General features: G+C 43.0%; 19 protein-coding genes and 4 pseudogenes. 4 read left to right on the forward strand and 19 right to left on the reverse strand.

Going from position 1 to position 25,094, the window contains the following annotated elements; genetic code table 11:
• Positions 1-64: 64 nt before the first annotated feature.
• The 7 genes from ACH97_RS18610 to azlC all read right to left on the reverse strand — a co-directional run bounded on the left by ACH97_RS18610 (position 65) and on the right by azlC (position 6,761).
• Positions 65-622 carry a TetR/AcrR family transcriptional regulator gene (locus ACH97_RS18610; RefSeq protein WP_023857559.1) on the reverse strand — a complete coding sequence of 186 codons (558 nt, stop codon included), beginning with the start codon at positions 620-622 and terminating at the stop codon, positions 65-67.
• 21 nt (positions 623-643) lie between these two features.
• Entirely contained in the window at positions 644-1,822 is a 1,179-nt protein-coding gene (locus tag ACH97_RS18615) for an MFS transporter (protein WP_023857558.1), read from the reverse strand.
• Between the two features lie 278 nt (positions 1,823-2,100).
• On the reverse strand, positions 2,101-3,507 hold the full coding sequence (locus tag ACH97_RS18620) for a right-handed parallel beta-helix repeat-containing protein (RefSeq protein WP_023857557.1): 1,407 nt from the start codon (positions 3,505-3,507) through the stop codon (positions 2,101-2,103).
• 137 nt (positions 3,508-3,644) lie between these two features.
• On the reverse strand, positions 3,645-4,961 hold the full coding sequence (brnQ, locus tag ACH97_RS18625) for a branched-chain amino acid transport system II carrier protein (protein ID WP_023857556.1): 1,317 nt from the start codon (positions 4,959-4,961) through the stop codon (positions 3,645-3,647).
• 223 nt (positions 4,962-5,184) lie between these two features.
• Entirely contained in the window at positions 5,185-5,643 is a 459-nt protein-coding gene (locus ACH97_RS18630) for a PaaI family thioesterase (RefSeq protein ID WP_230459171.1), read from the reverse strand.
• A 27-nt stretch (positions 5,644-5,670) separates the two neighbouring features.
• Positions 5,671-6,006 carry a branched-chain amino acid transporter permease gene (locus ACH97_RS18635; RefSeq protein WP_023857554.1) on the reverse strand — a complete coding sequence of 112 codons (336 nt, stop codon included), beginning with the start codon at positions 6,004-6,006 and terminating at the stop codon, positions 5,671-5,673.
• Positions 6,003-6,761 (reverse strand): azaleucine resistance protein AzlC, encoded by a 759-nt coding sequence (azlC, locus tag ACH97_RS18640; protein ID WP_043054325.1) that lies wholly within the window; start codon positions 6,759-6,761, stop codon positions 6,003-6,005. Before azlC ends, ACH97_RS18635 begins: the two co-directional genes overlap by 4 nt.
• 191 nt (positions 6,762-6,952) lie before the next feature.
• Between azlC and ACH97_RS18645 the strand changes: the two genes are divergently transcribed.
• A complete protein-coding gene (locus ACH97_RS18645) occupies positions 6,953-8,341 on the forward strand; it encodes an aminotransferase-like domain-containing protein (protein WP_023857552.1) in 1,389 nt (462 codons plus the stop codon).
• Between the two features lie 239 nt (positions 8,342-8,580).
• Here ACH97_RS18645 and ACH97_RS18650 read toward each other — a convergent pair.
• The 4 genes and pseudogenes from ACH97_RS18650 to ACH97_RS18665 form a co-directional block, all read right to left on the reverse strand.
• Positions 8,581-9,420 (reverse strand): annotated as a pseudogene (locus tag ACH97_RS18650) (NAD(P)-dependent alcohol dehydrogenase).
• Between the two features lie 213 nt (positions 9,421-9,633).
• Positions 9,634-10,734 carry an MBL fold metallo-hydrolase gene (locus tag ACH97_RS18655; RefSeq protein ID WP_031305195.1) on the reverse strand — a complete coding sequence of 367 codons (1,101 nt, stop codon included), beginning with the start codon at positions 10,732-10,734 and terminating at the stop codon, positions 9,634-9,636.
• A gap of 210 nt (positions 10,735-10,944) precedes the next feature.
• Positions 10,945-12,211 (reverse strand): annotated as a pseudogene (locus tag ACH97_RS18660) (ATP-grasp domain-containing protein).
• Positions 12,212-12,225: 14 nt separating this feature from the next.
• The gene (locus tag ACH97_RS18665; RefSeq protein WP_023857547.1) at positions 12,226-13,470 is read right to left on the reverse strand and encodes an MFS transporter; all 1,245 of its coding nucleotides are present in this window, start codon (positions 13,468-13,470) and stop codon (positions 12,226-12,228) included.
• Between the two features lie 362 nt (positions 13,471-13,832).
• On the opposite strand from ACH97_RS18665, the pseudogene ACH97_RS24535 reads away from it, so the two are divergent.
• A pseudogene (locus tag ACH97_RS24535) lies at positions 13,833-14,048 on the forward strand (Tn3 family transposase); the annotation flags it as partial.
• 101 nt (positions 14,049-14,149) lie between these two features.
• Here ACH97_RS24535 and ACH97_RS18670 read toward each other — a convergent pair.
• The 7 genes from ACH97_RS18670 to ACH97_RS18700 form a co-directional block, all read right to left on the reverse strand.
• Positions 14,150-15,211: an enoyl-CoA hydratase/isomerase family protein gene (locus ACH97_RS18670; RefSeq protein WP_023857546.1), complete on the reverse strand. Its 1,062-nt coding sequence runs from the start codon at positions 15,209-15,211 to the stop codon at positions 14,150-14,152.
• Positions 15,212-15,226: 15 nt separating this feature from the next.
• Positions 15,227-16,012, reverse strand: coding sequence for an enoyl-CoA hydratase-related protein (locus ACH97_RS18675; protein ID WP_023857545.1), 786 nt, complete (start codon positions 16,010-16,012; stop codon positions 15,227-15,229).
• 80 nt (positions 16,013-16,092) lie between these two features.
• Entirely contained in the window at positions 16,093-17,547 is a 1,455-nt protein-coding gene (locus ACH97_RS18680) for a CoA-acylating methylmalonate-semialdehyde dehydrogenase (RefSeq protein ID WP_048350223.1), read from the reverse strand.
• 18 nt (positions 17,548-17,565) lie between these two features.
• A complete protein-coding gene (locus ACH97_RS18685) occupies positions 17,566-18,453 on the reverse strand; it encodes an NAD(P)-dependent oxidoreductase (RefSeq protein WP_023857543.1) in 888 nt (295 codons plus the stop codon).
• A 15-nt stretch (positions 18,454-18,468) separates the two neighbouring features.
• Positions 18,469-20,184, reverse strand: a complete 1,716-nt coding sequence (locus tag ACH97_RS18690) for an acyl-CoA dehydrogenase family protein (protein ID WP_023857542.1) — start codon at positions 20,182-20,184, stop codon at positions 18,469-18,471.
• 460 nt (positions 20,185-20,644) lie between these two features.
• Positions 20,645-21,601 (reverse strand): mannose-6-phosphate isomerase, class I, encoded by a 957-nt coding sequence (manA, locus tag ACH97_RS18695; RefSeq protein ID WP_023857541.1) that lies wholly within the window; start codon positions 21,599-21,601, stop codon positions 20,645-20,647.
• A gap of 18 nt (positions 21,602-21,619) precedes the next feature.
• Entirely contained in the window at positions 21,620-23,563 is a 1,944-nt protein-coding gene (locus ACH97_RS18700; protein WP_023857540.1) for a PTS fructose transporter subunit IIABC, read from the reverse strand.
• Between the two features lie 253 nt (positions 23,564-23,816).
• Here ACH97_RS18700 and ACH97_RS23520 point away from each other — a divergent pair.
• Together ACH97_RS23520 and ACH97_RS18705 are read left to right on the forward strand one after the other, a co-directional pair.
• A pseudogene (locus ACH97_RS23520) lies at positions 23,817-23,945 on the forward strand (tyrosine-type recombinase/integrase); the annotation flags it as partial.
• A gap of 176 nt (positions 23,946-24,121) precedes the next feature.
• A complete protein-coding gene (locus tag ACH97_RS18705) occupies positions 24,122-24,436 on the forward strand; it encodes a YfzA family protein (protein WP_039072747.1) in 315 nt (104 codons plus the stop codon).
• Between the two features lie 189 nt (positions 24,437-24,625).
• Here the strand turns inward: ACH97_RS18705 and ACH97_RS23525 are convergent, their stop codons facing one another.
• The gene (locus ACH97_RS23525) at positions 24,626-24,802 is read right to left on the reverse strand and encodes a hypothetical protein (protein ID WP_039072748.1); all 177 of its coding nucleotides are present in this window, start codon (positions 24,800-24,802) and stop codon (positions 24,626-24,628) included.
• Positions 24,803-25,094: the final 292 nt, after the last annotated feature.

Genomic DNA, 25,094 nt, shown 5'->3' on the forward strand with positions numbered 1-25,094 from the left:
CAAGCGGCCTCCCCCCTTCTGCCTTTCAACCATGGATTCCAGCTCTAAATTAAATCAGATGCACCTACAACAGTCCGCGCCAAAAAATATCAAATGATATCTCTAAAGACCGTTCAAATGATTGTTTGTTTTCGTATACCAGTTGAATGTTAAGCCCGTCATAAAGCGTAATAAAGCCTATCGCACATTTCTCCGGCGGACAGTTCACATCCGATTCCTTAAAAACATTCGCTACCTGTTCTTTTAAAGTATGCAGATATAAAAGGTATTGGGCTGAAATAAAATCGCTTACTTCAGCAGGCGCCTTAAAGGACATTGCCTGCAAAAAAGCTACATTTGGCAATGCATGAAAACGGACTTGGGTTTCTTTTAAAAAGTCATATATTTGACTCTTTGCAGGTATATGTTTTCTTGAATCGAAGAATTCGTTGATAAATGAAATTTCCTCTTCCACAATCTCAGGGTATATTTCTATCAGCAGCTCTTTTTTTGACGAAAAATGATAAGCGAGAGATTGTTTTCTGATTCCCAATTCTTTTGCAATATGCGACATTTTGACTCCCTCATATCCCAATTCATTAAATTGGCGAACCGCTGTACGCTTTATATTCTCTCTGGTCAATATACCGTCCTCCCCTATTTTTCAGGCTGTTTTTCTCTTCATGCAGATATATAAAATATATAATAAAAGAAACAGAAGGTACATGAAAATGGCGGTAATATAGATCTCCCGATAGGAATAAACCGTCGCCACCAAACCTAATAATAAGGACCCTCCGCCAATCCCCATATCGAAAAAATTAAAGAACGTTCCCATTGCATCCTCATGTTCATGCTCTTCCACAAGATTGATACACCATGTTTGGACGGCGGGAAATATTGAGCCGAAACCAAACCCATAGCATATAGCCGCTGTAAAAAACATTGTATTTGTTTGTGCGAAATATAATATTGACAGCCCTGCTATGGAAAACAGCGAGGCGGGAATAAGGATGGCGGCAGCTCCGCATCGGTCAAATACCCTGCCGGAAATAAGCCGTATAAAAAAACTGGCTCCTGCAATCAAAAAGAAAAACATCCCGACACTTTGAAACCCCTTTTCAATCGCATAGAGCGAAAAGAAAGACATAATTCCAGATGCAGCAATACCAACGAATAAAATAAGAATTGACGGAAGCAGCACACGTTTTTCTAATACTTTTAACTTTGCAGTGCCCTTTCCGCCAGTATCCTTTGTTTCCGGCTGTCTGCGCACGAAAACAGCCATTAGCGCCGCCAGCAAAAGAACGGACATCCCGCCTAAAAAAAGTCTTTGAAAATTATAAAGCTCCAGAGTCGCGATACCGATCATCGGTCCAACGGAAACAGCAATTGTCTCACCTACTCCAAAATATCCAATGCCTTCACCCCTGCGCTCTTTAGGAATAATTTCAGCTGCGATTGTTGCAAAATAGGTCGTCGCTAATCCAAACCCGGCGCCATGTATTAAGCGAATCAGTAATAAAGCGGTGACATCAGACGCCAGGTAATAGGCGCCTGTTGAGAAAGCGCTGATCACAAGTCCTAAAATGAGCAAATATTTTTTATTGAACCGTAAAGCCAATGCCCCTGCAAAAGGACGAACAGCAATTGCAGAGATCATAAAAATACCCGTGACATAGCCGACTTGTTTTGCCCCTCCTCCAATAGCCGTCACAAACAAAGGCAATGTCGGCAATAACATTTCAAATACCATAAACAAGAAAGCATTTGCAAGCGTCACAAAAACAAATGACAATGACCATATTTTTGCAGTATTTATTTTTTCTACATTCAATTCCATTTGGCTACCTCTCACTCACTGATTTTATTTTTCTTCTTAAGCATTCACTTTAACTGACCACAGTCAGTTTGTAAATATAATTTTATAAAATTTAAGCTATTAATAAGCAGAATTTAAAAAATAAAACTTGATTAAACTGACTGTTGACAGATAGAAGTTGAGTCGCAAAGGGTATCTTCCAATAAATAAAAAAGCTACTCTCAAAGAGTAGCTTTTGTGGTGCGTGCAGGCATTAAACTTCCATACGCTTCATAAATTAAGCCTGTTTTCCTATGAAATTATTTAACGACCGGCCAAGCCGGTGAAGCCGGATCTAATGTAAAGTCATAAGACGTCTCGTCGCGATACATCGGATCGGCATAAATCGAGTCTTGATCTTGATTTGTTGCATTTTGATACGACGAAAACGAGTTGTATTCATTCTGTTTCCAAATCCACAGACCGTCTTTGCCGGCTTCCTTGTGGTACACGTTATGATTCACTTTATTTCCTTCATTTTTCGTAAAGTCGTTTGCGATAAATATTCGCGAATCGCTTGCTGTGATGATGTTCTTTTCAATTTTGTTGCTTTTTGTGTCATACTGGAGCAAAAGTTGTCCGCCGTCCAGCCCCTTTGTATCATTGCGGTAAACAATATTGTGCGCAATAACAGAATGGCTGGTGCCTCCCCGCTTTTGGTCGTATCCGCCGATAGAAATGCCCGTGTACGCATTCTCATACACTTTGTTGTCGGTTATTTGAATATCATCAGCATATTTCCCTTTATGTTCAGACGTTGCTTCTATCCCGATATCGTTGCCGTAGACCGTGTTTTTCTTAATGTCAATGCTTTGTCCTCCGTCAACATAAATTCCGCCCGCAGAGTAATCATCCCCATAGGCGGGATTTCCGTAAGTGGAGTTATTGTAAACCGTGTTGTTTTCTACGATACCGTTGCGCACAAAATCGTTTTGAGCGGCCGTTCCTTCATAACCGATCAGATCAATTCCAATGTTGTTGTTGTCGCGAACCATATTGCCTCTCACCGTGAAACCGTCAATGTTTCCGTTCAGCACAACCGCTTCACTCGCTCCGAGTGTCAGCTTTTCAACCGTATTGTCCTCGATCTTAATGTCTTTCATGCTGCCGGAGCCATAGACGGCAATCCCGTGGGCATTGCCGTCATCCGCTGTTGTTTTTATATCCCGGACGTGATTGTTTTTAATGGTAATATGACTGCTGGAGCCTGAAACATAAATTCCCATGGCGGTTGCTTCTTCCGATGAAACGGAAAGGTCTTGAATCGTAAGGCCGCTGATTGTGATGTACTGTTGATTGTGAATCTGAATGAGCGGTGTTTCATATTCAGCGTCCTGAATAGATTTTCCGCTGATGACGACTTTTTCATTCTCATAGTTTTGAAATGTGATAGGCTTTTCAGCTGACCCGCTCTCCTTCACATCAAGCGTTTCATGATACGTGCCTTCCCGAATCATAACAGTTGTGCCAGGGACAGCTTTTTTTGCTGCATGTCCCAGAGTTCGAAACGGCTTTTCTTTCGTTCCTTCATTTTGATCATTTCCATCGGGGGAAACATACAAGCTGTTAGCCGGTTCTGCTTCTTTTGCTCCGGTCTTATCGTAAGCAAAAGCGATGATAACAGAAACTAAAATACACGCTGATAAAATAAAATACCATTTTCTCATACTCAGCTCTCTTTTCTTTTCAAAATGGATAAACTAACACCATTATAGAATATCCATTTATGGAAAACCATCGCAAACATTTGAAAGAAAAAGGCAACCCTTTGATCACAGGGTTGCCTCCATGTTTATGAGTTTATTCAGCACTTCCGCAGCCTATGAATAATATAGCCGCCTATTCCTCCTAGAATCGCCGGAAGCACCCATCCTAATCCGATGTCATACATCGGGAGAAACTGATTGAAAACTTGATTAATAGCTGCAATTTTGAGTCCGGCAGCATTCAGGCCGTCAAACAGGCTGATGATAAAGGTCATTATCAGACTGCCTTGATACACTTCCCTCTTCCCTTTAAATAAGGGATGTAAAAATGTTAAGAATATTAAAGAAATCGCAATGGGATACAAAGTTGTTAAAACCGGCATTGAAACGTTAATCAGCTGTGTTAATCCTATATTTGCTACAAGGGTGCTGAACATTGATAAGATGACAGCAATTTTTTTGTAGGAGATGTTTGGAAACAAGCCGTGGAAAAACGAAGAGCATGCTGTGATGAGTCCCACACTTGTTGTCAGACATGCCACTGTGATCATTAAGCCCAAAAAAACGGAACCATATGGTCCGAAATAATAGGATGAAACCTTCGCTAAAACCTCGGCTCCATTTTCTAATAGACCCAGTTTTTCAACGCTGGAAGCCCCCATGTATGAAAGCGCTGAATAGATCAGAGCCAGGAGCGCTGCTGCAATCGCCGTCGATTTTGCACAAACGATCATGAGCTGTTTTTTGGAGACCGCTCCCTTCTCTTTCATGGCGTTCACAATGATGATTCCAAATACAAAAGCGACAAGGGCATCAAGTGTAAAGTAACCTTCTTTGAACCCTTTAAAAAACACGTGTGATGCATATCCTGCAGACGGAGCTTGAAAGCTTCCGATTGGATGAATAATTGCCGTAACGACGAGTAATCCGATAAATGTTAATTTAATAGGAGTTAAAAATTTTCCGATAACATCAATAATTTTAGTTGGATTCAGAGACAGCAAGCAGGCCACCGTGAAAAATAATACGGTAAATATGATTAAGGCGACAGGGCTTGCATCATGAGATAAAAAAGGTTTAACCCCTATTTCAAACGATACATTACCGGATCTGGGAATCGCGAAAAAAGGGCCGATTGCTAAATAGAGAACCGTCGTAAATACAATTCCGAACAATGGATGCACACGACTGGCCAGAGACTGCAAATCATTTTTTCCTGAAAAAACGAATGCGGTAATGGCGAGTAATGGCAATCCGACTCCGGTCACTAAGAATCCTGCATTGGCTGTCCATACATTCTCTCCGGCCATCTGACCAAGCATAGGCGGGAAAATGAGATTTCCTGCACCGAAAAATAATGCAAACAACATTAGTCCTATGATTAGGATAAATGAAAAAGGAATTTTTTTTGCCATCATGAGTCCTCCGATTCGGGTTAAGCTATTAGTGTGTTTGTAGTAGTCAGCAGTGTAGCACGATAAAAATTTCATAAATGAATGTCCTGAATTATCAGTAAATATTAAATAAAAGTACTATCCTACTATAGTAGCTGTTGCTTGTATTGTCAAAGGTTTAGTTTGTAATGATAGAACCGGACGCTCTTTCTTGCTGAAATACAAGATCAAGTAACTTGAAATCTTAAACATGTTCATCAAGTTCAATAAAGTAGTGATTTTTACGATAAGATACGGCATCCATTGTAGCTATCAGATTTTCTCCATGCAAGATGTCGATTCGGTAGAAGCCTGTGCGGAAGTTTCGTTTTTCCTCTTTCGCACGGGCAGTTATCTTGTCTCCTGGTTTAGCTGATTCAATAAACTGGATTGTTGTGGTGAGTCCTAAAGATGTTTTTCCGTATGCATTACATGCCGCTGAAAAAGCGTGATCGGCTAAGGCATAAATGACGGCTCCGTGAACTGTCCCGTAAGCATTTACCATATGGCTTTGTACTTCAAGAACGGCCTCTGCAAGACCTGCCCGAAACTTTGTTAACTCAATTCCCAGCGATCGGGCATACGGATCGTTCTTTACTTGCCTATGGATTTGGTCATAGTGTTTTTCGTGAATGTTCACTTCATCGATTTTTCTCTTCATCATCGTCTCCTCCTTTGGTCATGAGGTTGTTCAATTAAAAACCCATTGCACCAGTATCATATAGATAATCGTTCCTCCGGCAATAGAAAGGAGCATATTTTTCTTCCAAAAATGAAGCAGCGCAACTGCCGCTGCCCCGATCAGTTCGGGGATTCCGCGGCTGCCGGAAAGCAGGCTCACATCCTTAAAACAATAAACGATCAAAAGTCCGATTACCGCTGAAGGAAGCACTTTTCCAAGGTATTGAACATATGTCGGCGTAGGTTTGTCCGATGGAAAAATCATAAAAGGAAGAAACCTTGTCAGCATTGTGCCTAACACGATCATGGCAATCGTGATCATTTGCTGTGTAAAACTCATCGTCATACAGTAACCTCAGCTTTCTCTAATGGTTTTCTAAGGACAGTAAGTACCCCGAGAATGGCCAGCATAGCTGGGATAATGAAGTGATTTCCGCCAAAGATGATCAGACTGACTGCAGAAAGTCCGAGTCCTGCAAGCGCGCTGTGGTGCTTTTTCTCTTTCATCCATTGTTCTATGAAAATTACCACAAAAAGAGCAGTCATCACAAAATCGAGCCCTTCTGTGTTGAACCGGACAAAAGATCCGAAAACGCCGCCGATCGCCGCTCCTATCACCCAATAGAAATGATTGAACAGCGTCACGAAGAACATAAACCAGCCCTTGTCTATATCCTTTGGAACATTTACGGTACAATTGATAGAAAAAGATTCGTCGCACAGTCCATAAATCAGATAAAACTTTTTTCTGCCTGTTCCCCTATACTTATCCAACATAGAAATGCCATAAAACAAATGGCGTGCGTTCACCATGAGGGTTAGAAATAGGGCATTCGTCGGATTAAAGGCGGCAAGAAGTAAATTGGCCGCAACAAACTCCATTGATCCTGCAAAAATAGCGAAGCTCATTATGATAGGGTAAATTGCATTGAACCCTAAGGAATTCATATAAATTCCATAGGCGATCCCCAAAAAAACAAAGCCTGCAAGAATAGGTACGGTATATGGAAAAGCCGCTCGACATGCACTCCATATATGATCTCTTTTTGTCACATGGTTCACATCCTCTGTTACCAGCTTTATTCCATACAAATTTAACATACGAAATCCATACAATAAACAAGATAATTGTATGGATTACAATTATTTAGTTTAAAAAAAGCCCCATTTTCAGGGACTTTTACAGATCGGGCCTCCTTTAATTGTCCCCTCTTTAAAACTTCCCGTTCTGCATTTGAATTCCAAACTATTGATGATATTATTGTATGGAATTTAAATGTAGGAGGAGCAAAATGCCAGTCAATTCGTTTGACAACTATCCAATGTCTTGGAAACCTGATAAGAAAGCATTGAAGCGTCCTTATTATTATTCGATTGCGACATTGCTTGAAGAGGATATCGTAAACGGTTTTTTGGCGCCTGGGACAAAGCTGCCTCCGCAACGGGAACTGGCAGATTTTCTTGATTTAAACTTTACCACGATTACACGCGCCTACAAACTATGTGAGTTCAAGGGGCTGATTTATGCTGTCACCGGAAGCGGTACCTTCGTCGCTCCTAATGCTGCCCGCTCTATCACCATTTCCGCAGATAAGGTGACAAACTGCATTGATCTCGGATTTGTAGCCTCTTTTGAGCAAACCAACGGAATGGTAGCGGAGGTTGTTCAAAAAGCTGCAGATAAAAGCTATTTGGAGAAGCTAATGGACTACAATGACCCGACTGGTATTCCGCATCAAAAAACGGCAGGGCTAAACTGGATGGAATCTTTCGGTATTCACGCAGACCAAGAACATATTGCGATTGTTTCCGGTGCTCAAAATGCGTTGGCCATTGCATTGACCTCGCTGTTTGACCCTGGTGACCGCATTGCAACTGACCTATACACGTATTCGAACTTTATTGAGCTGGCCAAAATGCTCCATATTCAATTGGTACCTGTTTCCGGTGACCAGTATGGAATGCTGCCGGATGAACTTGAAAAGCAGTGCTGCCAGACGAAAATTCACGGCATATTTCTGATGCCCTCATGCTGTAATCCGACAACCGTGATGATATCAGATGTTCGAAAGCATGAATTAGTGGAGGCCATCCGCAAGCATGATTTGCTGTTGATCGAGGATGATATTCATGCGTTTCTGACGGCAGGGATTGTATCAGATTATCAGCAGCCAATGTTTAGTTTGCTTCCAGATCAGAGCATATACATTTGCAGCACCTCAAAGTCGATATGCTCCGGGTTAAGAGTTGCCTATATGGTGTATGGGGATGCTTTACGGGAAAAGATATTGCAGGGCATTTTTAACATCAATGTCAAAACGTCATCTTTAGATGCGGAGGTCATTACTGAGCTGATTTTATCAGGTAAGGCTCATGAAATCGTTGCTCAAAAGAAAAAGCTTGCACAGTCGGCCAATGATCTTTATGCGGCATATTTTCCTGTAACTGAGCCTGGTGAACATCCTCTTAGTTTATACCGATGGCTTCCGATTGAAGAGCATGCTGACTCATCACAATTGGAGACGGATTTGAGGAAGCGTGGGATTCGGGTTTTTCATTCCGACCGTTTTCTCAGCGGGCAGACGACGCGCGAAAAATATTTGCGCATTGCGCTTTCTTCTACAAATTCATTAGATGAGCTGAAATTAGGGTTGGATATATTAAAACAGTATCTCGGATAAGTTGATTAATTACGGCCTTGCCAACATGTATGCATGAAGATAGCTCTTCCCTATGAAGATAATTTACAATTCTGTTACATCATGTAAAATGGTAATTTGAAAAGAAATCTTACATTTGGGAGGTTGTGAAATGCCATATAGAATGAAGCTGTATGTCCATCCGCTCCGCTTAAATTGCCGGATCAGGCGAAAAAAGGCCAGTCAAATAAAATGACTGGCCTCTCTGTATTACATATGATTTACAAAGTGGAGATATCAATCACGAATCGATAACGCACATCGCTGCGAAGTACGCGCTCATACGCTTCATCTTGCGGAGCGATGCCGTGTTCAGCAGCGAAATCAAGCATCTCTTGTGTCTCGCGAATGCCGCCGACTAGCGAACCTGGAATGCTGCGGCGGCCCATAATTAAGGAAAACACACTGTATTGATCCGGTTCTGCCGGCGCGCCGACGTTAACAAGTGTTCCATCTACGCGAAGAAGCGATAAATAGCATCAACGTCCAGATTGGCGGACACCGTGTTTAAAATGAGGTCAAAACGGCCCGGCCAGTTCAATAAATACAGTAGGATCACTAGTTGCAACATAATGGTCTGCGCCAAAACGCAAGGCTTCTTCTTGTTTATTCAAAGAGCGGCTCAGGACCGTTACTTCTGCCCCCATGGCATGCGCGAATTGGATGGCGACATGGCCGAGTCCCCCCATTCCAACAACGGCAATTTTCTTGCCGGGACCTGCGTTCCAATGCTTCAAAGGAGAGTACGTGGTAATGCCCGCGCATAAGAGCGGGCTGGCAGCATCCAAGTTCAGACTGTCCGGAATGCGGACAACGAAATCTTCTTTGACCACGATGTACTGGCTGTAACCGCCGTATGTCGGATGACCATCGTAGTCTAAACAGTTATACGTTTGGATCACGCCTTTCGTACAAAATTGCTCCTCTCCGCTCCGACAGTATTCACATTCGCCACAGGAGTCGACGAAGCAGCCGACCCCGACGCGGTCACCGACAGCAAATTTTTTAACGTCTGGTCCTACTGCTTTGACAATGCCGGCGATTTCATGTCCCGGAACCATTGGAAAGATTCCGCCTCCCCATTCATCATAACTCTCCTTGCTTTTTTCGATTAAGGCTGCGAATAAGCTGCATCTACAGAATAATCGTTAAAGTCCACTTTAACGCAAGGGTTTTTGTGAAATTTCCTGATAAAAGCCGTCTCCAGCCTGCGCTGGAAACGGCTTTTTTTAGAGTTGCAAAGGGTGTGACTTGTATACGGATAAACGGCCTGTTTACATATCCCACCAAAAGGACTCGGGAAGCGAGTATTGGCCGTTTAACAGGATTGTTTCACCAATCGCGGGAGCAACCATGTTGGCGCCTTTTTTCTCAGCTTCTTTCAAAGCACGTTCAATCGGCTCTTTCCAGCCATGATAGGCGAGGGTGAACGCGCCCCAGTGAATCAACATCATGTTCTTTCCTTTTACATCTTTGTGGGCCTGTACAGATTGTTCGGGTGTCATATGAATCCCGGACCAGCGTCTGTCATATTGACCGCCCTCCATTAAGGTGATATCAAAAGGGCCGTATTTTTTGCCGATTTCCTTAAAATGTTCATCATATCCCCCGTCACCGCTCGTATAAAAACGCGTATGCTTTCCGAGGATAACCCAGCCGCCCCACAGGGTCGTGTTTCGATTCAACAATCCTCTACCCGAAAAGTGTTTGGACGGTGTCAAGGATATCGTCAAACCTTGAAACTCCGTTTCATCCCACCAATTGAGCTCTGTGATTTTTTCTTTCTCAACTCCCCACCGTATCAAGTGTGCGCTGACTCCGTGGGGAACGAAGAAATGACCGGCCTTTTCCTTCAGCTTTAAGATGGATGGATAATCTAAGTGATCATAATGATCATGTGTGATCAAGACGGCGTCAATCGGCGGCATATCATCGACCATATGCAGGATGTCTTCGCTGTAGCGTCTGCTTCCGATAAATGATACGGGTGAAGCGATTGAACCCAGCATAGGATCTACGAGTATTTTTTTGCGGTCGATGCTCAGTAAAAAAGCGGAATGTCCAAACCATGTTAAGCTGTCTTCGTTATCTTTAACTGTGCTCCAATCGATCTTAGAAACAGGGATTTGACCGGAAGGGTTGCGTTCCTTGCCGCCGGAAACAGCGTCTCTCATCATCGAGAAAACGCCGGAGATTCCACCCATATCCATCTTTTCCGGAGTCTGATTGACAAATTTGCCATCTGCATAATTGTCAAAGTTTTGATACAGCTTTTTTTGTTCTGTGCTTGGATTTCCCCCAAACACGGGGTGTAAATTGATGAATAACAAAACAGCCGCGCAAAATACGATGATAAAAATGAATAAAAACATCATGATTTTTTTCATTGTTCCTTCCTTTTTAGGATGATATCTTGCTGCTTCCTATTCTACCGATTATACTTGCATCATCGCCAGTGTAACGCTGTACTGTTTGAGATAATACCATCGTAGCTGAATACCGTGCATAACTAAACAGCGAATAAAAATTTAAAGAACCCTTCGAATTTGAAGAGTTCTTTTTTGAGGCACCTTGACATAGACAAGTCATGTGCCACATTTCTTTTTAAATGAAGGTTTCCATTCTGACAAGTCCTGATAAACAAATGTTATATTGTCACATATTTCATAAGCAACTTCATACATATGTTCTATATCCTTAGCTGTAAATAATATACTTCCTTTGCGCCCTGTACTGTCAACAATAGGTGATATGGTGTCACCCTCTTTTACAAATAGATCAATTAATACGACCTCGGAAATGTTAGCTAGCTCATTGTATTTGATTTCTTTTATGCAACCTGGTTTTGGAATCAAGCTTAAAGACATAGCTTGACATTTTGAAGGTGCACATCTAAATTCATCTATAGTCTTGGTAGCTAACGCATCATAATAGTATCCAAATTGAGATATGCCGGTTGTTAGTTCCACCATTTTCCATATGTTTCCGCCACCTATCCTAACTTGAGACTCTATGATTATTGGCTTTTTTTGTTTGTCTAACTTTACCTCTGTATGAGTAATGCCGTCTTCCAGTTGTATGTCCTCCAAAAATAGCATTACTTTCTCCATAATTAATTTTTTTTTGGGATTCATCTATAGGTGCCGGCATAATAGTATAGTTTATTATAAACGTATCTTCTTTAAATATTTCAGCTGATATAGCTAGTATAGAGTGTTTTTTGTTATAAGAAACGGTTTCGACCGTATAAACTACGTCACCTTCAACGTACTCTTCCACTAAAACAGGTAGTTGAATACCATTATCTTTAATAAATACCTCTACGTTATCTCCCGTGTCTAGCTTAGACACTCCTATACCACCTGCACCAATCGGAGGCTTTATTATAATGCTGCCTTTTTTGTTCAAAAATTCATCAATGTCTTTTATGTTATTGCAAACTGTCGAATCTATCGAAAAGTCTTTGCCTGCTAGAATTTCACGCATCATGTCCTTATTGCGGGTTATCATATTAGCATTGTAAGAAGGTCCTTTAACATTAAAAATCTTTGCAATTATGCAAGCCGTATCTAAGGCTGCTTCGTTGAAAGATACTACCACCTCAAATGGTTTCTCTTTGTACAATTCTTCAGCATAGTATACAGACAAGGGTATATTTGTTGTGTCTATTTCTTTTTTATAGAAACACTTTTCTAAAATAGTTCCATCAAAGTATATGTGTTTAGTGTAAGACCCTATATACGAAACAGTATACCCCCTATCTAAAGCATCTTGTATAGGTTTTGTCCATCCCCCTATAAATAAAATGTGTGGTGTATTTTCTATGTCGATTCCTTTTGATATCTTATACATCATAATCATCTCCTCTATAATGAACTCGTATATTCAATTTCGGTTCCTTTTGATACGCCTCGCCTTAACAACATCATTAAACACAATGTTGTTCCGAAGCCCCCTATAAATAACGTAGTTTGAAGCCCGAATATAGAAACTAAAAATGCACTAGCAAAACTTCCTAATGCCCAAGCTCCCCAATTAAGCGTACGCTGTACAGCATTTACTCTGCCTAGCATGTGACTTGGTGAAGCAAGTTGTCGTATGGTTGCAGAGTAAGGGCCAAATACACCTTCTCCCATGCCATGTATGATACTTGCAGCTACTATACCGTAAACGGTTCCCAAATATCCCATTATCGGTATAAAGGCCAGACCGATAACTGATACAGTAGCGCTATAAATAAGCATTTTTGTATTATTAATTTGTTGACTTTTTTTCATGAGTAATGTATTGCCTATTAAAAATCCCACCGCTGCTGAACCTACAACAAAGCCTATTTCAAGTTCAGATAGACCCATTACCTTATAAAGGAATATTACTAAAATACTATTTAGTATGTATTTAAAAAAACCGTAAACAGCGCCACAGCTTACAATTGGTTCTAATACAGGGTGTTTTTTAAAATATATCAAACCTTCATATATGTCTTTGTATACGGATTTTATATTTGCGTTTTTTAAAGAGCCCTCTGTATGCGGTTTAAACTTTGAAATAAATAATACAAACACAAAACAAACAAAATACGTTACTGCGTCAACAGTGAAAGAGCCTGTTAATCCAACTAGAGTAATAACGATTCCTGCTAGCATAGGACCAATTACTATAGAGAGAGACTCTGAAAGAGCTAGTAGTGCATTTCCTTTTTTTAAGTTGTCTTTATCTGTTAATATTTCAGGCAAGAAAGAGGGAATTGCAATGTTGTAAAACGTAGTAAATACTCCATTCAAAAACATGAGAAACACCAATAAAGGGAACGTTATTATATTTGTTACAGTCAGTATGAATACTGCTAAAAATAAAACGCCTTGACATATACTACAAATTAGCAAAATATTTTTTCTGTGAAGGATGTCTATCAAAGCACCAGCTACTAATCCGAAAATTAGGTAGGGTATGAATATAATCCCACGAAGCATGGCAGCATTTGCCTCACTTGTTTGTAGCACCTCTAATGCAAAAAGAGGCAAAGCTACTATTGTAAACTGGGTACCTAACAAACTTACAGACTGTCCTAGCCAAAGCTTGTAAAAATTAAAATGTATTTTATTTTTCATAATAACCCCCTATTAATTCATATTATTCGAAACCTTTATACGCCAGTTCCCTTATTCAGCATTGTTTTGGGCGTCTCAATTGTTATTAACCTCCATCCATAGTATATCTCCTATGATGACCCTCGTACGCGTTTGCGAATGTAAAAGCAAGATATCAAAATTGTAGTTTTTGTTTTGATGTTCAACTACAGGTGTAATTATATTGAAACAAATGACCTCAGTTTTTTAAAAAGCTGAGGTACTCTCCAATGATCCTAATGAATGTACAGCATCAATAATCAACGAATTTATAAAACCATATCATTGAACAGGAAACATTTATCGTTGAGATTAGTGTGGATTATGAGAATCACGTGGAGGAATTGAAAAATACAATTCTAATTTTGGATTACATATCAAATGAATCCTTACGTCGTCGTATCAGTGAAAAAAGGTGAGACCATGAATGGCCTTGCGAGCGCCTTATTTTTGGGAAACGAGGGGAATTGGGATGGGAACATGTTAATTTTCTTGGAGTATACACCTTTGATATGAAGAATATAGCAAGCTTAGGTTCACTCAGCCCTCTTAATCAATGAATTAAAGCCGATGGTACCTTAGCATATTGTTGGTGGCCCCCAGATAGAAACCGTGGGAGGTTTACAAAAAAAGAGCTGACGTTAATCGTCAGCTCCCGCTTTTAAAATCGGACAGATTCAGAAGGTTGGAAAAACCGGTCCACTGCTTCATCGGTTACATCTGAAACGTGCCGATACTTGTAGTTCGGCGATTGATCACGGTCGATCAGGACGGACCGGACGCCTTCGAAGAAATCGTCGTGCTTCAAAAAGTTCTTCGCCAGCACCAGATCTGTTGCAAAGCATTCTTCCAATGTTTTTTGACGTCCGTCCGCCAGCTGTTTCAATGTGATTTTCAATGAAAATGGCGCTTTGGAAAGCATCGTTTTTTTCACATTCGAGCTAAAAGTGCTTCCTTCGCTTTCGAGCGATTGAAGGATCTCTTCGAGCTTATCATACTTAAAATGCCGGTCAATCGCTTGCTGATCACGGGCGAGCGTGCTTTCTTGGGAGGGCTTCGTTTTCGATTCGCCGATCAGCTGATTGAGCTTTTCTTCAACGTTTACAAGGCGCCAATCTGTTTGTTCCACTGTTTGGATCAATCGTTCTAAAGCGCCGCTCTCCATGTAGGCGTCTGCCCCATTGATATACAGCACGTCTGCCGCATGGATGACAGATGCCGTTAATCCAAGATATCTTCCTATGTGTCCCGGAGCTCTGTTTAAAAAATAGGCTGCCCCGACATCCGGAAAGAAACCGATATTCATTTCAGGCATCGCCCATTTTGTCCTCTCCGTGACAATCCGGTGGCTGGCCCCGTATGTCAGGCCGACGCCTCCCCCCATGACGATCCCATCCAAGCAGGCGATGATCGGTTTCGGAAATCGATGGACTACCATATCGACTTCGTACTCTGTTTCAAAAAAGCACTCGGCTTCTTGCAGGGCCTGTTTTGACGAACGTGCTTCATAGAGTGCCTTAATATCCCCTCCGGCACACAGTCCTTTTGGTCCTGCACCTTTGATGACCACAACAGAAACGTTTTGATCTGTCTCCCACTCGTTTAACTTTTCACCAATCAGACGGACCATGTCGTATGTGAGGGAGTTGAGCGCTTTCGGACGATTCAAAACAATCGCTGCGGCGCCGTTTTGATTAACGGAAAACAGCACATCATCGGACATCTGGATCCACTCCTTTTATGAATGATGAAAGTTTGGTTTGCGCTTTTCGACAAATGCGTGAATTCCTTCTTTGGCGTCTGAAGTGACAAACAGCTCGGCGAATCTGTTTCGCTCTCTCTCCAGTGCCTGTTCCATGCTTTCAGAGGCGCCCTGTACGACACATTCGACGGCGCGCCTCACGCTGGTCATGCTTTTTCCTTCGATAAAAGACGACGCGACCCCTTCTGCCGTCTTCATCAGTTCCTCCCCCTTTACCGCCATCTGCGCAATTTTCAGCTCTACCGCTTCTTGAGCTGAAAGCGTTCGGCCCGTCAGGATGAGATCGAGTGCTGTCGCTGTATCCGTTATGTTGCGAAGCCGCTGTGTACCTCCAAACGCGGGAATCAAGCCGAGCTTTAATTCGGGAAGGCCGAGTGTTGCATCGTCTGATACGATTCTGAAGTGGCAGCTCATTGCGAGTTCCAGGCCTCCGCCAAGAGCCGGTCCGTTTATCGCCGCAATGACGGGCTTATTGGAAGCTTCGATTTCATCACAGAGCGCCTGGCCCCCTTTTGCGAGTGCCAGCCCTAGTTTTTGGTTCCCGAGTTTTGAAACAAATTCTTTTATATCCGCTCCCGCCACAAAAAATCGTCCTTTTCCTGTGACGATGATCGCTTTTGTCTCCTCGTCGCGGGCCAATTCCCGAAAAAGAGAGCGCAATTCGGCGATACAGGAAGAAGAGAGTGTATTTGCCGGCGGATTGTTCAACGTGACGGTCGTGATGCTATGTTCTGTTTTAAGTGTGGCATATTTCAAGTTCAATATTGATCCCTCCCTGTTGAAATAGAAAAGGCCCCTCTGAAAAAATCTGTTGCGCATGAGAGGGAGCCTTATGTTAAGAATTAGAACCAGCGTTCGGTGACGACCTTTTTGCGCGTGTAAAACTGGACGCCATCTTTTCCGTTTGTCCCAAGGTCTCCATAGAAAGAGGCCTTGTTCCCTGCAAAGGAGAAGAATGCCATCGGAGCTGGTACGTTGACATTGACGCCGATCATTCCGGCATCGATTTTGTCGCGGAACTGCTGGGCGCTTTTCCCGCTCGACGTGTAAATGACAGCGCCGTTGGCAAACTTGGATTGATTGGCGAGCTCGATCCCCTCATTAAGGTCTTGCACGCGGACGACGCTCAAGACCGGCGCAAAGATTTCGTCCTGCCAGATTTTCATCTCCGGTGTTACATGATCGAAAATCGTGGCTCCCACAAAATATCCTTCCTGAACATCCGGATTGCGTCCGTCCACGGCGAGTGCGGCTCCCTCTTTTATACCGCTGTCGATATAGTCAAGAACGCGTTCTTTATGAACTTCGCGGATCAGCGGGCCGACAAAGTGATCCTCTGATCTGCCATCCCCTGTCTTCAGCTTCCGTGTTTCAGACACGAGCATTTCCATGAAGTCATCGGCGATGTCATCAACGACCGCCGCGACGGAGCAGGCCATACAGCGTTCTCCGCTGCTTCCGAATGCCGCCCCGATGATGCCTTGAACCGATTTTTCAAGATGACAATCCGGCATCACAATCGCATGGTTTTTTGCGCCGGCCAGAGCCTGAACGCGCTTCCCGTTGGCTGTGCCCGTTTGATACACATATTTTGCGACCGGTTCTGAACCGACGAAGGAGACGGCTTTAATATCATCGTTCTCCAATATTCCGTTTACAACATCCTTTCCTCCATGAACGAGGTTCAGCACACCTTTCGGAAACCCGGCTTCATAAAACAGCTCGACAAGCTTTCCGGCAAGAATAGGAGTGCGTTCCGAAGGTTTCAGGACGAACGTGTTTCCGCAAGCAATGGCGAGCGGAAACATCCACAGAGGAACCATCATTGGAAAGTTAAACGGCGTAATACCGGCGACGACCCCCAAAGGATAGCGCCAAATCGATCCGTCGATGCCCCCTGCTATCGCGGGCAGGGATTCTCCCATCATTAAAGTAGGTGTGGCTGTTGCAAGCTCAACAACTTCGATTCCGCGCTGCACTTCGCCTCGGGCGTCTTTTAACGTTTTGCCGTTTTCCGTCGTAATGATGTCTGCCAATTGTTCTTTTTGCTCTTGAAGAAGCTGCAAATATTTGTATAAAAGTCTCGCCCGATTGGGGACAGGCACAAGTGACCAGGTCTGATAAGCGTGTTTGGCAACCTGCACGGCATGATCTACATCCGCTCTCACAGATAGGGGCGCATAAGCGATGACGTTTCCGTTTGCAGGATTGACGACTTCTTCAGCTTTCGTACCTGAGGAATTCACCCACTCCCCGTCGATATGGTTCATAATTTTCTTGGCATTCGTTGTGATCATGTGCGTTCTCACCTCTCCTTACCGATAAGTTGTCTTCTGTTCGCTAATTTTTTTGTATAAAACAGACATATCTTTTTCGCCATATCCGTTCTGATCGGCTTCTTCATAGATGCCGAAGAGAATCTTGCTTACCGGCAGTTCAACCTCGTTCTTCTCAGCCAAATCCAGTGCAAAGCCAAGGTCTTTCAGCAGCAGCTTCAAAGAAAAGCCAGGTTCATAGTTTTCATTCGCTATGAAACTTTTATAGTTGCGCTCATAGATTCGGCTCTGCCCATAGCTGACGTTCAGCATCTCAAACAATTTTTCGAGATCGAGATTGCTGTTTTTGGCAAGATGCAAGGCTTCACTGACGCCGGCTGTATAAAAACCGATTAAGAGGTTGTTGATCAGCTTCGTATTCGTTCCGCTGTCGATGTTTTCGTTCACATGAAAAATATTCTCGCCCAATACGTTGAAAATAGGCAATGCTTTATCAAAAACAGACTTCGGCCCCCCGACCATAAAGGTAAGCGTCCGGTTGACCGCTCCGATTACACCGCCGCTGACCGGCGCCGCAAGAAAATCAATTCCTTTGCTTTTCGCTTCCTCTGCAATCCGGATATTCAGTTCAGGAGCGACCGTGCTTGTATCAATCAGAAGGACGCCTGGTTCAGCCAGGTGGACGAGCCCCTTTTTTCCCAGAAAAACCTCCTCTGCAGCTTTTGATGAAGGAAGGCTTGTGAGGATGGCGTCACACTCTTTTACCATCTTTTCAACTGAAATCCCGATCGTTCCCCCTGCATGATGCAAGGCCAATTCAGCTTCTTTGTTAAGATCCGTTCCATACACCGCAAAGTTCTCCTGAAGCAAATTTTTCGACATGGGCAGACCCATGTTGCCCAAACCGATAAACCCGATTTTTTTCAAACGGTTTCCCTCCGATCACACCGTATATTTTTCATGAGCGGCTATTTTCTCTGCGATTTCGCGTTTTTGAGCAAACAGATTGCTGAAAAGGGGCAAAGTAAGGCTGTGAGCCTCTTCCATTGCGAGCTTTCTTTCGGCTTCATCAGATTCTATGCCTGATAAGGCGGTTACCGCCATCTCTTCAATTTTGCGGAAGCCTTCTTCACAAATAACGTTCGTCATCATTTCTTTCAACCGTGCTTTTTCGCTTCCGTATCTTTTGGTTGCCTTTTCGTTCCGGAGGGCGGCGGATTCCATCACATAGAGTTCTTTTTGCATGTCGGCGAGAATCCGCGCGTATTCCTGCTCCTCTTGAATGTTCACGCGGGAGCGTTTAAGCGCTTTTAATGTTTTGCCGAAAAGCCTGTTGGACAGCTGAATAAACCGCCGGTTTCGGTTTTCCCCGCTGCTTAATTGAGCTTCCGGCTCTGAGATGCCGTTTTGCTTCACTTCTTTCATCATCAGTTTGGCGATCGTCAAACGGTTAATCTCGTTTGTCCCTTCGAAAATCCGGCTGATCCTCGCGTCCCGGTACAAACGTTCGACTTCGTACTCCTGCATGTATCCGTAGCCGCCATGAATCTGTACCGCCTCGTCTGCATTTCGGTCGAGTATTTCGGAGCAGTGAACTTTATTGATCGCGCATTCGGATGCATAGTTTGTGAGTTTTCTCAGTCTGTCGTCTAATGGCTCAGCCGAATTTAAAACATGGTCCAGGCAGTCTGCCGTTCTGTAAGCAGCGCTTTCGGCGCCGAAAATCGAAATTGCCATGTCGGCAATCTTTTCTTGAATCATTGAAAAACCGATGATCGGCTTGTTAAATTGTTTGCGCTGTTTGGCGTAGCTAACGGCAAGGTTCAATGCTTGCTTTGCCATTCCAATGTTCGAAAACGCGAGCTTTAAGCGGGCCATGTTTAAAATGTTCAAAGCGACGTGATGACCTTTCCCGACATGACCCAAAACATTGTCGTTTGGCACCTCGACTTCTTCGAGGATTAAGGTTGCCGTCGAAGACCCTTTGATTCCCATCTTCTTCTCTTCAGGTCCGATGGAAACGCCTTTAAACGAACGTTCGACGATAAATGCTGTCATGCCTTCCGCCGTTTTTGCAAAGACAACATATACATCAGCTACTTGCGCGTTCGTAATCCACTGTTTTTCCCCGTTTAAAACCCAGGCTGTTCCTTCGCCATTCAAGACGGCCGTCGTTTTTGCGTTTAAAGCATCTGAGCCTGCGCCCGGCTCTGTCAGAGCATATGCTCCGATCCATTCGCCCGATGCCAGTTTCGGAAGGTATTTTCGTTTTTGTTCTTCTGTTCCATAATAAATATACGGCAATGTCCCGACGCCCGCATGAATATTAAAGGAGACGCTGAACGATCCGCCGGCTCCCATTTTCTCTGCTACTAACCCGGAAAGCTTCTTGCTGAGTGAAAGGCCGCCGTATTCCTCAGGAACTTCGATACTGAGCAATCCGAGCTCTCCCGCTTTTTGAAACAATTTTTTCACGCTTTCGTGATCCTGCTGATCGATCGATTCAAGAAGGGGCATGACTTCATTTTTGACAAATGATTCTGTCGTTTTTGAAATCAGTTGATCTTCCTCTGTGAAATCTTCCGGCGTAAATCCTTCAGCAGCCGATTCGTGTTGAGAAATCAAGGGTTCATTCCATCGAATTTTTGCTTTCCCCATTGCTTTCCTCCTCGCTTCCGCTAAAAAGAGTGATAAACTGAGATAAAAAGACGATGAATCCGCTTACATTTTACCTGATACGAATCATCGTCTCCTTTTCTCATCCAGATAAGGACCAACCAATTATGAAGGGCACGGTTGTTTCGGTCATTTAGCAGGCTTTTCTTCTGCCTGTCGCCGGAACACAGCCCCGCTTTTTTGTTTCATGAAGCAACTGTTCCGCGAAAAGCTCCGGGCAGTGCAGCTGATGTGTAAGTTATGAAGCTTTTAATATCAGCTTATCAAATAATTGGAAGATTTCCAAATGTTTTTTTGGTTTACTCTATTTTACTTGTGAAAGCTTGGGAATATGCATTGTCCGCCTTGTGGCGAACGCGTTTTGGCAAGCCGGCATGCTTTTTTGAAAAAATAAAACAGACCATCGTTTTGATGGTCTGTTTAGAAAGTGACCGTTGATGGCTTATTCATTTGACAGGCTTGAGACGATACATTCTGCACGGCCGGCGATTGTAAATTCTCCAAAGCCCGCAGGCAGCAGCATGTGATCTCCTTTTTTAAAAGAAAAGTCGTTGCCGCAAGACGCATTGATCTGCCCTTCCCCTTCTATGACGCTGACAAGAAGAAACGGTTTATCCTGTTTGAACCAGGCTGATCCTTTTACATCCCATTTTGCTACTGAGAAATAAGGACACTCAATCAGTGCGGCAGTCTTGACATTACCCGATGTTTCATATTGAACATCTTCGCGGCCAGGCGAAGACGGGACGTCGATCACTTCTATGCTTTTTTGCAAATGGAGCTCGCGCAGGTTTCCTTCAGCATCTTTTCTGTCATAATCATATAGTCTGTAGGTTGTGTCTGAATTCTGCTGCGTCTCCAAAATCAAAATACCTTTTCCGATCGCATGGACGGTTCCGCTCGGCACATAGAAGAAATCTCCCGGCTTCACTTTGACGCGGCGCAAGAGCTCGTTCCATTTCCCGTGTTCGATCATTGAGACCAGTTCTTCCCGCGTTTTGGCATGGTGGCCGTAAATGATCTCCGCATCTTCGTTGCAATCCATGATATACCAGCATTCCGTTTTTCCAAGCTCCCCGTCTTCGTGCAGTTTTGCATATTCATCGTTTGGATGCACTTGTACGGATAGGTCTTGGTCGGCGTCCAAAATTTTTGTCAGAAGAGGAAAGCGGTCTCCCTTTATATGTCCGAATAAATGGCGATGTTCATTCCATAATTCGCTGAGTGTGAGCCCTTTATACATGCCGTTTTTCACGACGCTTTGCCCATTTTGATGGGCGGCGAAAGCCCAGCACTCCCCCGTTTGTTCGGATGGAATCTCGTAGCCGAAAGAGGCTAAAGCTGTGCCGCCCCAAATTCTTTCTTTAAAAACAGGCTCGAAAAATAATGGTTCAGTCATGACGGGCATCCTCCTTTTTTAGATGATTTCATCCAGAAGTTTGTATGCTTCTACTTTTGTTTGAGCAGAGAGAAGCTTGTCCCTGTAGGTGTCATCCATCAGTTTTCGGGAGAGCATTTGCAGAAGCTTCAGATGCTCGTTTCCCCCGCTTTCTTTCGGGACGGCGATCATAAAGATCAGTTTGGCGTCAGTTCCGTCAAGACTCTTCCAGTCGACGCCCGAACGTTTGATGCCGAATGCTACACTCGGCTTCTTGACGGCGTCAGACTTCCCGTGCGGGATCGCGATGTTCATGCCGATTGCCGTTGTCCCCTCTAATTCGCGGTTCATGATCGCTTGTTTAAATTCGCTTTCCGAATGCAGTGCACCTTTACGGGACAATTTTTGAATCATTTCATCGATAATGTCGTCTCTCGTATCCCCTGATAAATGAGGTTCGATCAAATCTGTATCAATGATGTCTGTGAGCTTTTTAATTTCCGGTATTTCGGATTTTTTGCTTTCCGCTTTTATTTCGATGTTCGGCTGCGGAATGTCATGAACTGCAGCAGTCTCACTTGCCCCTGCAGGAGCGGCTGCGACCTCTTTTTTGAGTACATTGACCAAAAGAGCGGTGACCAGGGATCCGGCAATAACGGCGATGAAGAACATCAACACATGATCGACAGCGCCAAGCACTGCTACAATCGGTCCGCCGTGGGCGACTCTGTCCCCTACATTACCGATCATGGCGATCACAGAACCAGTCATTGAACCCGCCATAATACTTGGTATGACGCGAAGCGGATCCTGTGCAGCAAACGGTATGGCACCTTCAGTAATACCGAATAACCCCATTGTAAATGCTGCTTTTCCCATTTCTCTTTCTTGCGCCTGAAATTTTCTTTTTCCTAAAAACGTTGCGATGCCAAGCCCGATCGGAGGAATACAAATGGCGACGGCGATCGGACCCATAATTTCATAGTTTCCTTCACCGATCATGGCCGAACCAAACAGGAATGCCACTTTATTGACGGGGCCGCCCATATCAAACGAAATCATCGCCCCTAAAATTAATGCCAAAAGAATCGAACTTGAGCCCTGCATACCAGCCAGCCAAACCGTCAAAGATTCAAAGATTTGCGCGACAGGCGCGCCGATCAGCAATACGAATGCCAAGCCGACAATAAGCGAGGAAACCACCGGTATGATGATGATCGGCATGATCGGCTGAATGGCTTTTGGCACTTTTAATTTTTTGATGGCCAGCGCCGCATATCCGGCTAAAAAGCCCGCGATAATGCCGCCGAGGAACCCCGCACCGCTTCCGCTGCCGTAAAAGCTTCCTGTCGCTGCGATGTATCCGCCGATCATCCCTGGCACAAGCCCCGGTTTATCGGCGATGCTGTAGGCAATATAACCGGCTAAAATCGGGATCATGAATGAGAATGAGGCAGCCCCGATTTGCTCAATCGTTTTCCAAAAAGATTCATCAGGAATCACTAACCCTTTCGGCGTTTTTTCACCTCCAAGCGTCAGTGCGACCGCAATCAATAATCCGCCGACGACGATGAAAGGAACCATAAATGATACACCGTTCATTAAATGCCGGTAAATCGGATTTTGTTTTTTCTCAGTTTGAGCTGAGGCTTCCGTTTTCGCAGCCGGCCGATAGACAGGTATATCGCCGCTGATCGCTTTTTGTATTAATTCTTCCGGTTTTCGGATGCCTTCCTGAACACCGACAGCCAGAAGTTTTTTCCCGATAAAACGGTCTTTGTTGACCGAGCGGTCTGCGGCTATGATAATCGCGTCTGCCTCGCGGATTTCCTGCTCGGTCAGCTCATTTTCCACCCCGATGCCGCCTTGTGTTTCGACTTTCATTTGAACGCCCATTCGATCGGCCGCTTTTTGCAAATTTTCCGCAGCCATATACGTGTGGGCAATTCCGTTTGGACATGATGTAATCGCTAACAGTTTCATGCGAATCCTCCTTCTGAAACTAAAGTAGTGAGCAGCTCTTGTCATTACTTTATAATAAAAACGTGTGTGTAAAAGCGTTGTTTTTTACCGCATGTTCCGGAAAAACCGGCTTTTTTAAAAAAACCGGACTGCAATAAGGGGCGACTTGTAACACTTGGGACTGATTGTGAAAATGTGCCGTATTGCAACAATTGGGGACTGAAATTTTTCGAAGAGGTGTAAAGTGAGGACATTCCTTTTTAATGAAGGATATCTCGAAATCAAGAAAATCAAGGTTGAACTTGTCAGCAAATCCCTTGCTGAACACGAAGATGTTTCCACTACAATGAAAAACTATGATCTTCGCGATTTTAAAGTAGAAAAGAATCAAATATTTATGTAAAATCACTCTTTTATTCAAAAACCAAGATCCCTTTCTTGAGGGGTTTTGCTTTTGAGTGAAATGTAAAAAAGAAAGTATTTCCTCCTATCATGTCGAGAGGATTAAATATTGAAACTTATTCTTTAATTTTCCGTATATCAATATAAAATGGCATCTAATGCGGGGAGGAATATTCGTTGGCTGAAAAGCAAAAAAGGGTTCCATTTTTTAAAAAATATTGGGTTTCTCAAATTGGTGTATTTTTATTGTCACAGATAATTTTTATTACATTTGAAACAACAGGATGGATACCTAATTATAGAGAGATTGATGGAACACTATTTGGGAGAATTACGGAATCGTCAATTTTTAAAGAATGGTTTACTTTTTATGAAACACCACAATTAAATTTACTTACTGTCTTTTTTGGCGTCTTCTTTCTTGTGCCAGGAATAATAAGTGCATTAAAAAACGTATTTTCGCCTAGACACTATAGTAATAACTCTAAATAACCGTGATTAAAAATAAATATGGTTGATTAAAATGAATAAATTTGAGAGGGGTTTTGCTTTTGAGTGAAATTGAAAATCACTTTGTCTCTAAACAGAGGCAAAGCGATTTCGGCAACATTAGCTATTGGGTAAATCTATACGTGCAGGCGTGCTAGTCCTTGTTCACTAATATCCTCCTCGTGTTACACCTTACGAATTAGAATTACTAAATAATTGCTTAACTTTATAAGCAATTACAGCGAGGTATAAAATTGCAATAAACACTAATACTCCAGTGCCAAAATCAGTTTTTGATACTAAATAAAGACTGATCAGACAGAAAATAATGTACATCACAATATCAAAAACATTTTTCTTGTTGTACATCAAGTTCCCCCCATTAAGCAATTGATTCTAGGTGCATATTTGATGCAACCCTGGAATAATAAATTTTTATATTATTGGAAAATAAATAACTTTATAGTAATTATCGGCTTTAAAATTTCTCATTATGCCTAACTCTAACACGTTGCCTTTTCGTTTTACATAAAAAGTCCAAAATTTGAGTAAATTTTCCCGATGTAATGGTTTGTGTTTTTTATAAAGATCAGAACTATTCATTCATTTTGAAAAACATTCAATTCATATGCTCATTTCTCTTTTAAAATACTTATCTCAT

It is taken from the genome of Bacillus paralicheniformis (assembly GCF_001042485.2).
GTDB lineage: Bacteria > Bacillota > Bacilli > Bacillales > Bacillaceae > Bacillus > Bacillus paralicheniformis.